Source organism: Pseudoalteromonas sp. SG43-5 (assembly GCF_014164345.1).
Classification (GTDB): domain Bacteria; phylum Pseudomonadota; class Gammaproteobacteria; order Enterobacterales; family Alteromonadaceae; genus Pseudoalteromonas; species Pseudoalteromonas distincta.
The window spans coordinates 96045-109452 of sequence record NZ_JACJFA010000003.1 but is presented as its reverse complement, the minus strand read 5'-3'; the positions used below and the strand labels follow the sequence as shown (position 1 = coordinate 109452).

At 39.2% G+C, this 13408-nt stretch carries 12 protein-coding genes; 5 read left to right on the top strand and 7 right to left on the bottom strand.

Going from position 1 to position 13408, the window contains the following annotated elements:
• The first annotated feature begins 50 nt into the window (after positions 1–50).
• Complete coding sequence (locus H5161_RS04600; protein ID WP_007582344.1) at positions 51–644, top strand: thymidine kinase; 594 nt, start codon at positions 51–53, stop codon at positions 642–644.
• Here H5161_RS04600 and ltaE read toward each other — a convergent pair.
• The gene (gene ltaE / locus H5161_RS04595; protein ID WP_182768784.1) at positions 618–1622 is read right to left on the bottom strand and encodes a low-specificity L-threonine aldolase; all 1005 of its coding nucleotides are present in this window, start codon (positions 1620–1622) and stop codon (positions 618–620) included. The genes H5161_RS04600 and ltaE overlap by 27 nt on opposite strands.
• A 40-nt stretch (positions 1623–1662) precedes the next feature.
• Positions 1663–2595 (bottom strand): 23S rRNA (adenine(1618)-N(6))-methyltransferase RlmF, encoded by a 933-nt coding sequence (rlmF, locus tag H5161_RS04590; RefSeq protein WP_182753716.1) that lies wholly within the window; start codon positions 2593–2595, stop codon positions 1663–1665.
• 128 nt (positions 2596–2723) lie between these two features.
• Between rlmF and H5161_RS04585 the strand changes: the two genes are divergently transcribed.
• A complete protein-coding gene (locus tag H5161_RS04585) occupies positions 2724–3632 on the top strand; it encodes an alpha/beta fold hydrolase (protein WP_182768783.1) in 909 nt (302 codons plus the stop codon).
• Here H5161_RS04585 and H5161_RS04580 read toward each other — a convergent pair.
• From H5161_RS04580 to H5161_RS04570, 3 genes are all read right to left on the bottom strand, one after another.
• Positions 3629–5062 (bottom strand): sulfotransferase, encoded by a 1434-nt coding sequence (locus tag H5161_RS04580; protein WP_182733310.1) that lies wholly within the window; start codon positions 5060–5062, stop codon positions 3629–3631. The genes H5161_RS04585 and H5161_RS04580 overlap by 4 nt on opposite strands.
• A gap of 249 nt (positions 5063–5311) precedes the next feature.
• Positions 5312–7894 (bottom strand): TonB-dependent siderophore receptor, encoded by a 2583-nt coding sequence (locus H5161_RS04575; protein ID WP_039488458.1) that lies wholly within the window; start codon positions 7892–7894, stop codon positions 5312–5314.
• Between the two features lie 317 nt (positions 7895–8211).
• On the bottom strand, positions 8212–8385 hold the full coding sequence (locus H5161_RS04570) for an oxidoreductase-like domain-containing protein (RefSeq protein WP_154902924.1): 174 nt from the start codon (positions 8383–8385) through the stop codon (positions 8212–8214).
• A 103-nt stretch (positions 8386–8488) separates the two neighbouring features.
• On the opposite strand from H5161_RS04570, the gene H5161_RS04565 reads away from it, so the two are divergent.
• A complete protein-coding gene (locus H5161_RS04565; RefSeq protein ID WP_002959004.1) occupies positions 8489–8911 on the top strand; it encodes a hypothetical protein in 423 nt (140 codons plus the stop codon).
• Positions 8912–8998: 87 nt separating this feature from the next.
• Complete coding sequence (locus H5161_RS04560) at positions 8999–10363, top strand: M17 family metallopeptidase (protein WP_182768782.1); 1365 nt, start codon at positions 8999–9001, stop codon at positions 10361–10363.
• A gap of 39 nt (positions 10364–10402) precedes the next feature.
• Here the strand turns inward: H5161_RS04560 and H5161_RS04555 are convergent, their stop codons facing one another.
• Together H5161_RS04555 and H5161_RS04550 are read right to left on the bottom strand one after the other, a co-directional pair.
• Positions 10403–10789, bottom strand: coding sequence for a VOC family protein (locus H5161_RS04555; RefSeq protein WP_182733309.1), 387 nt, complete (start codon positions 10787–10789; stop codon positions 10403–10405).
• Positions 10790–10859: 70 nt separating this feature from the next.
• Positions 10860–11939, bottom strand: a complete 1080-nt coding sequence (locus H5161_RS04550; RefSeq protein ID WP_182768781.1) for a ketoacyl-ACP synthase III — start codon at positions 11937–11939, stop codon at positions 10860–10862.
• 153 nt (positions 11940–12092) lie between these two features.
• Here H5161_RS04550 and H5161_RS04545 point away from each other — a divergent pair, with 153 nt between their 5' ends.
• Positions 12093–13400, top strand: coding sequence for an amidohydrolase family protein (locus H5161_RS04545; protein WP_182768780.1), 1308 nt, complete (start codon positions 12093–12095; stop codon positions 13398–13400).
• Positions 13401–13408 lie beyond the last annotated feature (8 nt).

Here is a 13408-nt window from a genome sequence, read left to right as displayed (position 1 = left end):
AATTTAATATTAAGGTAGCATAAGCGCACTTTTTATAAAATGGCACCGCAATGGCTCAATTATACTTTTACTACTCTGCAATGAATGCAGGTAAATCAACCACGTTATTACAATCTGCATTTAATTATAAAGAACGTGGCATGGAACCTGTGATCCTAACTGCTGCCATTGATGATAGACAAGGCGTGGGTAAAGTATCGTCTCGTATTGGTTTGCAAGCTGATGCGCATGTATTTGATGCTAGTAAAGATGTTTTTGATCTTATTCAATCACTCAATAATGATAAAAAGCGCCATTGTGTGTTAGTTGACGAGTGCCAATTTTTATCAAAAGAACAAGTAATGCAATTAACAGATGTGGTTGATGAACTCGGTATACCGGTATTGTGTTATGGCCTGCGTAACGACTTTAGAGGCGAGCTATTTATAGGGTCGCAATACTTGCTTGCGTGGGCTGATAAGTTAGTTGAGCTTAAAACTGTTTGCCACTGTGGACGTAAAGCAAACCATGTACTGCGTACCGATGAAAATGGCGAAGCAATAGCCGATGGTAACCAAGTAGAAATTGGCGGCAATGACCGATATGTTTCGGTATGCCGCAAACATTATAAAGCCGCGTTAAATATGGGCCGACAAAGCATTTAAAAATGTATCAATATCTTCGCGGGTTATATCTAAATGCGTAACTAGCCTAAGCTGCTTGCTTGGGCTAAATAATATGCCTTGTTGTTTAAGCGCTTCAGCAATATCTTCAATATTTATACTGCTACTGTATGTTGCGTAAACCATATTAGTGGTGTTAGTCATATCGACAGTAAAGCCACTGATTTCACTTAATTGTTGAGCCAAATAACGTGCATTTGCATGATCGTCTTTTAAGCGCTCTACATTGTGCTCAAGTGCAAACTGCCCGGCAGCTGCAAGCATTCCGGCTTGGCGCATACCGCCACCAAGTACTTTTCTCCATCGTCTTGCTTTATTAATAAGTGCTGGTGGGCCTAATAATAAAGAGCCTACGGGCGCCCCCAAACCTTTGGATAAACAAATAGAAACTGAATCAAAGTGTTTTGTAATTTCAGTGATATCAACATTTAGCTCAACAGCGGCATTAAAAGCACGTGCGCCGTCTAAGTGCAGCGCTAAATTATGCGTGTTAACAAAGTCACGAGCTTGGGCTAAGTACTCAAGCGGGAGTACTTTTCCGCCTATAGTATTTTCTAAGCTAAGTAATCGCGTTTTTGCAAAATGACAATCGTCTGGTTTTATTGCTGCAGCTATTTTACTAAAAGGTATACTGCCATCAGCATCGTTTTCAATAGGCTGTGGTTGCACAGACCCTAAAACAGCTGCTCCGCCGCCCTCAAACTTATAGTTGTGAGCATTTTGGCCACAAATGTATTCGTCACCTCGTTCACAATGCGCCATTATTGCAAGTAAATTGGCTTGTGTACCTGAGCTACAATAAAGAGCAGCTTCAAAGTTAAAACGCTTACACGCATAAGCTTCTAGCTGGTTAACGCTTTCATCATCGCCATATACATCGTCACCAACCGGTGCGTTGTACATAATATCGCGCATTTCTTTTGTTGGTTTTGTAACTGTATCAGAGCGAAAATCTATCATGATTGCCTTATCCTTTTTATTATTTTTAATAAAATTGGTATTAATCAAGCTCGCTACAAATTTGCTCACGAGTGTCTTTATCAAAGTAGGTCCAAGCAATAAAGCGGCTAATTTTTTGACCTTGTGCCATATCAACAATTTTATACTGTGCTATTGGGTGAGCTTTTAATACTTCTTCAAGGGCTGCAATATTATCCTTTTTAGAGACTAACGATGTAAACCAGAGTACTTGCTCTGCAAAGTCTTCGCTTTCTTTAATCATATTAGAGATAAACTGTACTTCACCGCCTTCACACCACAATTCATTATTATGACCACCAAAATTAAGCGTGCTACTGGGTGTTTTTCCTAAATTTTTCCATTTACGTTCACTGCCTTTACTTGCCTCTTCTTCACTTGCATGAAACGGAGGGTTACAGAGCGTTAAATGGTATAGATCTTTTTGATTTATAACGCCTTTAAAAATATGTGATGCGTTTTTTTGATGTTTTAGGGTGATTTTTAAACGATTAAACTGAGCAATTTGCTTTGCTATTTTCACCGAGGCTGTATCAATATCAGTCCCAGTAAAATGCCATTTATATTCACTTGTACCAGTAAGCGGATAAACTAAGTTAGCGCCAGTGCCAATATCAAGCACTTTAATTTGCTTACCTAAAGGTATTTGTTGTTGATTATCATCACTTAATAGGTCGGCCAAGTAGTGAATGTAGTCAACACGCCCAGGTATAGGTGGGCATAAGTTGTGCTCGGGAATATCCCAAAAATCAATATTATAATGTGCTTTTAAAAGAGCTTGATTGAGTGTTTTAACAGCCTTGTTGTCACTAAAATCAATGCTTTTAGTCCCTGCAGGTGTGGTTATAACAAAGGGCAGTAGAGCAGGATGCTCTGTTGTTAATAAATCGAAGTCGTACCCATTTTTATGTAGGTTACGAGGGTGTAATTTTGAACGTGCTTTATTTTCTTTCATGGCTTCATTTTAACAACAGATATGATGTGGTGATTGTAACAAATGCTGATGAGTAAAGTGCAGACATTTCCTTTGGTATATTTAATATTACTGGTAGGATGAGTTGAAAATAATAAAAAGGAATAACTGTGGCAATTTCTCAGCAATCAATAATTATTAATGTAGCTGATCAGCAAACACTTCATTTACGCCGTATTAGCGATGAAGATCAGCAAGGGCCTATCGTATTTTTTATGCATGGAGCAATAGAAAACGGTAAGATTTTTTACACGCACTCTAATAAAGGACTTGCCCCTTTTTTAGCTGAGCATGGGTATAGATGTTATGTGGCTGATTTACGTGGCCGAGGTGATAGCAAGCCAATCATTTCGAGCGAGTCCGAATATGGACAAACTGAGTCTATCCTAGAAGACATCCCTGCGTTTATTAAGCAAATAGAGTTGATTGAAGGCAAAAAGCCAGACTACTGGGTTGCTCACTCTTGGGGCGGGGTATTGATGAACAGCGCGTTTGCACGTTTTCCAGAATATATTAACGACGTTAAAGCATGTGTGTATTTTGGCTCTAAGCGTTCTTTATTTAATAATCATCCTCAAAAATTATTACAAGCCAATTTAATTTGGTATTTTATGGCACCTTTACTTGCTAAAAAACATGGCTATTTAAATGCTAAAGGTTATAAGTGGGGAAGCGATAACGAAACTCAAAAGTCGCATTATCAAAGTATGCAATGGGCTAAAAAGAAGCCATGGATAGATTCTGATGATAATTTTGATTATGCAAAAGCGCTAAACAACCTGCATTTACCGCCAACGCTTCATATTGCTGCGGTAAAAGATAAAGCATTAGCGCAACCAATCGATATTCAAAAATTTATGGACGAATCGGGGCTAGGCATTCAACAAATGCAAATTTACGGTCGTAAACACGGGCATAATTTTGATTACGATCATATTAATATGCTTACCCACCCAAGTGCGCGTGATGATCAATTTAAAGATTTACTTAATTGGTTTAAAGCACATCCGATTAATTAATTCTCATCAAGTAACTTTAAAAGAGGTGTTTTGTAACGCTCCCACTTAGCGATTGCGGCATTATTAATAGGTTGGCGAATAGCATGTTTACTCAAGGTCGTTACCGGTGTTTTTTGTTTATAAAATGCTAAGCAGCGCTCTTCAAAACTACAGTTTAAAAAACCAAGTAACTGCGTTAGCTGCTCTTTTGGGTTACTCACTAAATCTTCGTAACTGACATCATAAATTGGCATCTCTTTAAAAGAGTGCCAATGGCTCATCAATTTTTCATACAACTTATGATAAAGCTTAAACTCAGGTAGTGAGCAAAAGTAAGGCTCGTTTTCAGCAAAGTAATTAGTGAAGATAGAAAATGCGGTGGCATTAAAATCACGACTTAAATTTATAAATTTAGCATTTGGAAATAGAATATATATAAGTCCGAGCGACTGATAATTACTCGGCAGTTTATTTATTATAAAAGGTCTGATGGGCGATGCTGTTTTTAATGTTGTGATATACAGCTCGCGGGCTTTTTTGATTAAATCCGGCGTTAAATGTGCTAAACATTGCGGGTAAGTCACTCCCGTTTTTTGTTCGATAAAAGCAACTGCGTTATTACTAATACTCGTGCTCTCTCCTAGGCTCGAAAACTGACTATGGCTTGCCAACATTTGCTCCACAAGGGTAGAGCCACTACGAGGCATGCCAATAATAAATACAGGCGTGATATTACCCGTAAATTTTTTATCGGCAGAGGCTATAAACTCCTCGGTGTTGTATTTTATTATTTCATCGTAAAAAGGGATTAAATCTCTAGTGTTAAATTCACTTAATTTTTTTTGTAATTTATTCGCCAATATAAAATAATTAAATGCTTGCTCGGTATCCTCAAGTGCATCGTAACTGTTTGCTAATGCGTAGTAACACACCATTTTTAAACGTAAATTACTAGTTTGAGTTAATAAGTGGTGCAAATTACTTACATAATTATGTTCTTTATCAAAGCGACCTAATTGTACAAGTTCAAATAAAATATAGGCTGTTACAGGGTATACACCAATGCTGAGTGCATGAGCAAAAGTTGTATGAGCTTTATCTAACTCGCCATGTGTTAAATAGTGCTGTGCTAAGTAATAATGAGGTTCTGGATTATGACTTGCTAATTTTTTTGCGTATTCAAGCACCGTTAGCGCATCGTTTGGCGAATGAACACCGTTAAAAGCATCAGCAAGGGCATGTAATGGTTCAAGCATATGAGGCAAGCGCTCACAGGCTTTTTGGAGTAGGTATACAGCAGCGTCGTAACGTTCTAGTCGTAAGGCAATTCTGCCTAAGCCAAATAAAGCCTCACCATTTTCAGGGTTACTATTTAAAATTGCTTTAAAATGGAACTCGGCTTCTTTGAGTTTATTTTGTTGCAGTAGTTGGTTGGCTTTTTCAAGTAGCATAGTTATACCAATTTTATTAAAAAATAATCATTCTATCGCATTAAATAGCGTACTCACTGCGTTAAAAATTATTCATATAGAGCAACTATATATCATAGTTTTCGCCTTGTTATTACGCTATTTTCTGAGCGCTATAATAGAACACTTATTCAATGCAATTGGTATTGTTCATTATTATTTTTATTAACTATAAAATTAAAAAGGCGAAATGTATTTAACATTTCGCCTTTGGTTCTTCATGAAAATAGTTTAAAAAGTATATGTTGCTTTAGCGTAGTAAAAGCCACCGTTAATACCAAACGGAGATGTTTCGTAGAACTGACCACCCCAGTTGTTATTAGGGATGCCCGTTGCATCTGCAAAATCAAGTTTTTCAGCATCTTGGTCGAATAAGTTTTGAGCACCTACAGAGAAGCTAACTGATTCATTTAAGAAGTAAGTTACTTCAGCATCAATAGTGACTGCAGCATCTGCTGTTTTAGCTGTTGCATCATAATCAACGTGAACACCTTGGTATTCGCCGTAGTAGTTTGCACGAGCAAATGCAGAAACTGATTCCCATTGTTGAGACAATGTGAACGTTGCACGATGATTAGGTAAATCTTCTTCTAAACGCTTAACTTTAAACGCACCTGTAATTTCACTAAATTTAGTTACTTCAGTATCATTCCAGTTATATGCAAGGCTAAATGTAGAGCTACCGCCCATTAATTCAGCTGTATAGTTTGCAACTAAATCGATACCTTGTGTTGTTGTGTCAAAGTCGTTTGTAAAAAAGCTTACTTGAGCAAGACCTTGTACATTAGGTACTCCTGCTGCTGCAAGGGTATCTTTGTCTGCTTGGCTTAAGTTGATTTTATCTGATTGGCTAATACGGTCATCTACTTGGATGTTGTAGTAATCAAGCGTTAAAAATAATTCGCCAATTGTGTATACAGCACCAAGCGTATAACTTTGCGATTCTTCCGGCTCAAGCTCTGTACCACCTAATTGCACTGCAATTGGGTTTGTTGGTGGAAGAAGCGCTGAATCTTGTAATACACCGCCATCTAAACTTGTTTGTACATTACTTACGTTAGCTTGACCAACCGTTGGTGCACGGAAACCACTGCTTACAGAACCACGCACGTTTAAGTCTTCAGTTAAATGGTATTGAGCCATTACTTTGTAGTTAGTGGTAGTGCCAAAGCTGTCGTAGTCTTCAAATCGAAGTGCTACGCCCATTAAGAAGTCTTCAGTAAACGGTGCTTCAACATCAACATATGCTGCATAGTTACGGCGAGAAAATTCACCTGCTTGTGATGGTTTAAAACCAGGGAAACCATTAGAGCCAATACCAAAGCCTTGTTCTGTTAAAGGGCCTGCTGTGTAAGATGCTTCATCACCAGAGACGATAGTAAATGTTTCTTCATGCCACTCAAAACCACCGGCAATGTTTACATCATAAGCTAAACCAAAGTCGATACCTTTTGATAAATCAAAGTTAAAGTTCTTCTCTAGCTGTTCGTATTTACCCGGGCTGAAGTCTCGTGGTGTATCTGCACCTAAAGAGGCATTAACCGTGTCGTAAATAAAGTAACGTGATTCATTTAAGCCAACAGTACCGCTTAAGTCATAGTAAGTATCTTTTAAGAAGCCACCAGTGAATCGACCTTTAGTACCAATAGTTAAAGAAGTATCAGTAATGTTGCCGCCAAAGTTAGGTGTAAAGCCACCTGGAAGCATCTCATTAAAGGCAAAACAATCTGGGTTGTTTGCTACACCATTTATGTAAGCAGGATCATCTAGTACATTGCCGTCTGTTATTGTGATAGTTGGACAGTTAGCACTCATATCAGGTGTTGTGTCGGCAACAAGTAATGTTTCGCCACCATCATTTGAGTAAACACCAGAACGAGTTTGCGGATTACGGTAATAAAAACCGCCACGTACATCACGTTCAGAGTAGTTACCAAACATGTAAAATTCAGAGTCGTTTGTTAGCTCTAAACCCACATTACCAAAAATAGTAATATCGTCATCTACTTCTGGTGCACCCCATACTTGTGCAAGAGAAGATACATCAGGCACACCGGCAGCTGAAAGTGCTGCAGCATCGGCACGTTGAACTGAACGGCTTGTTGCATCAGCTGTTTTATATTGAAAGCTTAAATTAGCAAAACCATTGTCGGTAAACGGTAAACCTACGTTACCCGACACTTGTGTTGTATCGCCATCACCTTCATAAAATTGACCATGGCGGATTTCTAATTTACCACCTTCTGAAGCGTCTTTTAGTTGGAAATTCATTACACCGGCGATTGCATCAGAACCATACTGCGCAGCCGCACCATCGCGAAGTACTTCTACTTGTTTAATCGCAATGCTTGGAATAACTGAAATATCTGCGCCTTGCGCGCCATCGTTAATACCACCGCCTAAAAATGCGATTACAGAAGCACGGTGACGACGTTTGCCGTTTAAAAGAACCAATGTGCTGTCTGACGGTAAACCACGTAAGTTAGCTGGACGAACAAGAGAAGCCGCATCACTGATAGGGTTTTGGTGTACGTTAAACGATGGTACTGCACCTTTTAAAAGTTCAAGCATGTCAGTGTTACCTGACTTTTCAAGCTCTTCGCCGCCAATAATGTCGATTGGAACCGGTGAGTCACCTATTGAACGAGGAGCTGAACGCGTACCTACTACGGCAATTTTCTCAACGTTTTTATTTACTTTAGTTTGTTCCTGCTCGTCTGCCGCAATAGCAGATCCAGAAATAAATAACCCTGCAGTGGTTGTAGCTAAAGCAAATTTGATTGCTTGGTTTAGCGCATTACTTTTTAATTTCATTCTAATTTTCCCCAGTTAGAATAATTCTTATTTTTGATGTGAATTTCACATCATTTGTTTTTAACTTAATTTTTTGTTTCACATAAGTTTGAGGTTTTAGCTCAAAAGCCTAATCAATTAAGCTTACTTTTTGTGAAGTCCTATCTACAGACTATAGATAAAAAACAGGAAGGGCAATTACTAATTAACCGTTTGATAACAAAAAGATTCAATTTAAGAAAAAATGCAACAGTGGTGCAAAGTAAAACTAAAATGAACTAAATAAGTGCAAATAAGGCTATTGAGGGGAATATTAATGCGCTAACTGCATTTAAATGTTATTTATTTGTATCTTTTTTTGTGGGGTTTTCAATGTTTTGTGCGTACCGCCAAGCTGCTAATTTTTCTTTGTATTCATCCCATACGCAGGGACAGCAACTGCCACCACCGCAACATTCATCCGATTTTGGTTTTTCAGGTTTTTGCGGTAATTGATTTGTTATATTCTGCATTGTTGTATGTATTTAATACTAATTTGGTGCAAAGGGTAAGTTAAAGGGTGTTGAAAGTAAATTATTCTTTGTGAACCTGTGCTGCTGTGTGAAAATAAAAGTTATGCGATTATATAAAGTTATTCACCGTGCACCTTGGCGGGTAGTTAAAATTAGTAAAAAACGCCAACAGCTGCGCTTTCGCCGTGCTATGGTGGCGCTTAAAATCGCACTCGCCCAAGAAAAACAAGAAACTAAAGAAATGCTCTCTATTTATAGGCGTTACACTCAAGGCCATACAAGTAAAGAAGAGTTAAAACGCGCAAATGAGCAATTTGTTGATATTTTAAAAGGGTTAGGGCTCGGTGTATTTGCTGTATTACCTTTTGCTCCGCTTACAATTCCTTTAGTTGTTAAATTAGGGAGTTTGGTGGGAGTTGATGTACTGCCAAGTTCGTTTAATATGAACAAATCTATTAAAGAACTAGATGCTAAAATAGATCAAGAAAATCAAAAGCAAGAATCTAAAAATAGCTTAAAAAAGTAGCTAAAATCCCTTCAAATTAGCGATACCTTTTAGGTGCGCTTATTGATATGCTCTTAAGTACCATTTTTATATTATATGAGCTTTTTAATGAGTGCATTACTACGTCATACATCTTCTGGTATTCCTTTATCTTTTATTCTTAAAAACGAATTATCTGACTGGCAAGCACAGCAGCCTGCATTTATACAAAATTGGTTAACTAATACAGGTTTTGAAAAGCAAGGTGTTGCTTTAATTCCTGATGCTAAAACGGGCGAGTTAAGCCAGGTATTTTGTTTAATGCAAAGCAGCGATGATTTTTGGGCTGCGGGTAATTTAGCAAATACACTTCCTACAGGTACTTATCAAATTCAAGGCGACAGCGCTTTTGTAGAGCAGGTTGCTTTAGGGTTTGTACTTGGTGGTTACGAATTTAGTGAATATAAAGAAAAGCCAACGGCAAAGGCGCAATTAGCCATTAGCGATAAAGCGTTATATGAGCGCATTAGCCAACAAGCTGATGCCATTACACTTGCACGTGATTTAGTTAATACTCCAGCGGTAGATATGATGCCGCAACATTTATCGCAAGTTATGGAAGATTTAGCTGCAACTTACAATGGCGAATTTTCACAGTGGGTTGGCGATGAGTTACTAGAGCAAAACTACCCGACTATTCATATGGTGGGTCGTGCAAGCGAAAATAAACCGCGTTTACTTGATTTAAAATGGGGCGCGACAGATGCTCCATTAATTACGCTAGTCGGTAAGGGCGTATGTTTTGACTCAGGCGGACTTGATTTAAAACCAAGCTCTGGCATGCGTAACATGAAAAAAGATATGGGCGGCGCGGCGCACGTAATTGCACTAGCGCAGCTTATTATGGCAGCTAACTTACCAATTAGATTACGTGTACTTGTACCAGCGGTTGAAAATGCAGTATCGCGCAATGCATTTCGCCCAGGCGATGTTATTAAAACGCGCAAAGGTATTATGGTCGAAATTGATAATACCGACGCTGAAGGTCGCTTAGTATTATGTGATGCATTAAGCGAAGCGCAAAACGATAATCCTGAGCTAATTATTGATTTTGCTACTCTCACGGGTGCATGCCGTGTTGCACTGGGCACGGAGCTTCCGGGCTTTTTCTCAACAGAGTGCGATGTAGCAAATGGCATTATTGACGCCGGTTTAAGTGTACATGACCCTGTTTGGCAACTTCCGTTGTTTGAGCAATACAAAAGCTTACTAAAAAGTGATGTAGCCGATATGGCAAATTGCGCAAGCACACCGTTTGGTGGTGCTATTACCGCAGCGCTTTACTTAAAAGAATTTGTTGAACCAACAACACCGTGGGTACACTTTGATGTAATGGCATGGAACTTACGTGCATTACCAGGTCGTCCAACGGGTGGTGAAGCATTAGGTATTCGTGCGGTGTTTAATTACCTACAAAATCGTTTTAATAAGTAAGTTTTTGATTCAATAGTAAAAACTTGAGCTTTATGAGCTTTAAACCTCATAAAGCTCAAGTGGCAAGTTATCTGGATCGGCAAAAAAGGTAAACTTTTTGCCGGTTATTTCATCCACTCTAATATCCTCAACTTTTACGTCGCACGATTCTAAATACGTTTTTGCAATCTGTACATCCGCTACCTTAAAAGCTAAATGTCTTAAGCCTTGTGCTTCGGGATAGCTGGGTCTTTCGGGCGAACCATCAAACGAAAATAGCTCTATTTGGCTACCATCGGGCATGGCTAAATCTAATTTATATGAATTACGATCAGTTCTAAAGTGCTCATTAATAACGTTAAGTTTAAGTACATTGCTATAAAAGTGTTTAGAACGTGCATAGTCACTACAAATTATAGCAGCGTGATGAATACCTAAAAGTTTCAAATTTAATTCCTTAAAAAGCAAAAACGCACTTAAATAAGTGCATTTTATATGTGGCTTACTACATGTTGTGTTAGCTAGGCTCGGCTTCTTTACATGCTTTAACGGCCGGTGCTACAAGCTCTAAACCAGTTTTATCACATGGTGGTAAAGCAGCATCGCTTTCACTAATAGGCGTTACACGTTCGCCCCATTTTATGTAACTTGCAGCCCACGTAAGGCCTGCACCAAATGCTGCAGACATAATGTTTGAATGCGGTTTAATTAACCCTTGCTCAACCGCTTCACATAACGCAATAGCAATAGTCGCAGCAGAGGTATTACCATAGTCACCAATGTTAACCATTACTTTTTCGTCAGGTACTTTTAAGCGATGCTGAATAGCCTGAATAATACGTAAGTTAGCTTGGTGTGGAACGAGTACATTAATGTCGTCAAGGCTTAAGTTGGCCTGTTGCAGTACGTCGTCGCAGGCTTCACTCATACCTTTTACAGCACGTTTAAAAATTTCACGACCTTCAAATAATAAATCAGAAGGACCAATTGGCTCATACTTATTTAAATCGCTACCAAAGTTGGTGATGTGTAAAATATCGCGGTCTTCGCTGTCACAACCGGTTTTGGTACCAAGTAAACCCGCTGGCGTATCGGCAGCTTCAAGTATTACTGCACCTGCGCCATCGCCAAATAAAACAGCGCTGTCGCGACGTGCCCAGTTTACGTACCAGGTCATACGTTCAGAGGCAATAACGACTGCTTTTTTAATCATACCCGCTTGAATTTGTGCTGTAGCAGCTTGCAACGCATATAAAAAGCCCGAACATGCCGCGTTTGTATCCATTGCGGCAGCGCCTGTTGCACCAATATTTTTTTGCACTTGTGAGGCGGTATTTGCCACAACAGTAGAAGGTGTACAGGTTGCTAATATCACTAAATCAATATCTTTAGGATCAATGCCTGCGCACGCAATAGCATGCTTAGCTGCAACGGTTGCCAGCTCAGCGGTACTTACATGACTCACTCGGCGAGATTTAATGCCAGTACGCGTGGTTATCCACTCGTCGGTGGTATCAACTATTTCACTAATTTCATCGTTGCTAATGCTTGCTGGTGGAATGCATTTACCCCAACCAGTGATATGTGCGTAAGGCATAGTATGTTCTCTTAAGGTGGTCTGACATGTGTTACTAATGGGGGAGTTATACCAAAAAACGGCTTTCAAGACTAGTTTATAGCATGTTTTGTATCGTAAATATTCGCAATTACAGGTTATTTAAGGTAATGCTAGTATAAAAAAGGAGCAAGTATGAAAACAACACTAATAACAACATTCACTTCAATAACGCTGGCATTAATAACAAATGGGGCTTTTGCTCAGCAGCATAAAATTATTTATGCGGGCAGTTTACTTGCATCCGAAGATCAAAAAGTAAAAACAGAGCAAACGTTAGTCATAACAGATAATACAATAACAGCCATTAAAAACGGCTACCTCACAAAAGCAGAACTTAACCTACCTGATGCCGATATTATCAATCTTAAAAATCAATTTGTAATGCCTGGTCTTATTGATATGCATGTTCACGTTACGTTTGAGCGAGATTCAAAAGCAAACCCTCACCGCTGGGCTACAGAATATGATGCCGATTATGCTTTGCGCTCAATTAAATATTTACAACGTACGCTCGATGCGGGTTTTACATCAGTGCGTGATTTAGGTAGCGATCACAAAGTAATATTTCCGCTAAAGCGCGCTATTGAGCGAAATGATATTAACGGCCCTCGCATTTTTGCAGCGGGTAATACAATATCGCCTACCGGCGGACACGCAGATATGCACGGATATCGAAAAGATATTACAGATGCGGTTACAGGCGGGATTGGTATATGTAATGGCGCGGATGATTGTAGCCGTGCGGTACGCGAGGTAATTAAAAGTGGCGCTGATGTAATTAAAGTTACTGCCACGGGTGGAGTACTAAGTAATACCGCTGCTGGTGTTAACCAACAACTTACAGATGCAGAGCTGATTGCAATTGTTGATACGGCCCACCACTTAGGGCGTAAAGTTGCAGCCCATGCACACGGTACACAAGGTATAAAAGCGGCCTTAAAAGCCGGTGTAGATTCTATTGAGCATGGCTCTTATTTAGATAAAGAGGCAATAAAGTTATTTAAAAAAACGGGGGCTTATTTAGTACCGACGCTTTTAGCGGGGGCAACGGTAAGTGAAGAGGTGCTTACAAACCCAAATATGCCACCGGCAATAGCCGACAAAGTGCGTGAAGTGACTCCAAAAATGCAGGCTTCGTTTAAACTTGCATTGAAAAACAAGGTTAATATAGCTTTTGGAGCAGACTCTGGAGTGTCGCGTCATGGGCTTAATGCTAACGAATTTAGTTTAATGGTAAACAATGGTATGAGCGAAGCCCAAGCTATTAAATCAGCAACCATACATGCAGCTAAACTGCTGGGGCAAAGCGCACTCATTGGCGACTTGAGTGTTGGTAAACAAGCAGATATTATCAGTGTGAATGGCTCACCGCTTAAAAATATCGACGTACTTAAAAACGTGCAATTTGTTATGAAAGCTTGGCAAGTTTATAAACAATAGGGAAGGTT

Bases quoted from the DNA above. Each gene is read 5' to 3' on its own strand.
- H5161_RS04600 (WP_007582344.1), top strand. From the start codon at position 51: ATGGCTCAATTATACTTTTACTACTCTGCAATGAATGCAGGTAAATCA.
- ltaE (WP_182768784.1), bottom strand. From the start codon at position 1,622: ATGATAGATTTTCGCTCTGATACAGTTACAAAACCAACAAAAGAAATG.
- rlmF (WP_182753716.1), bottom strand. From the start codon at position 2,595: ATGAAAGAAAATAAAGCACGTTCAAAATTACACCCTCGTAACCTACAT.
- H5161_RS04580 (WP_182733310.1), bottom strand. From the start codon at position 5,062: ATGCTACTTGAAAAAGCCAACCAACTACTGCAACAAAATAAACTCAAA.
- H5161_RS04575 (WP_039488458.1), bottom strand. From the start codon at position 7,894: ATGAAATTAAAAAGTAATGCGCTAAACCAAGCAATCAAATTTGCTTTA.
- H5161_RS04570 (WP_154902924.1), bottom strand. From the start codon at position 8,385: ATGCAGAATATAACAAATCAATTACCGCAAAAACCTGAAAAACCAAAA.
- H5161_RS04565 (WP_002959004.1), top strand. From the start codon at position 8,489: ATGCGATTATATAAAGTTATTCACCGTGCACCTTGGCGGGTAGTTAAA.
- H5161_RS04560 (WP_182768782.1), top strand. From the start codon at position 8,999: ATGAGTGCATTACTACGTCATACATCTTCTGGTATTCCTTTATCTTTT.
- H5161_RS04550 (WP_182768781.1), bottom strand. From the start codon at position 11,939: ATGCCTTACGCACATATCACTGGTTGGGGTAAATGCATTCCACCAGCA.
- H5161_RS04545 (WP_182768780.1), top strand. From the start codon at position 12,093: ATGAAAACAACACTAATAACAACATTCACTTCAATAACGCTGGCATTA.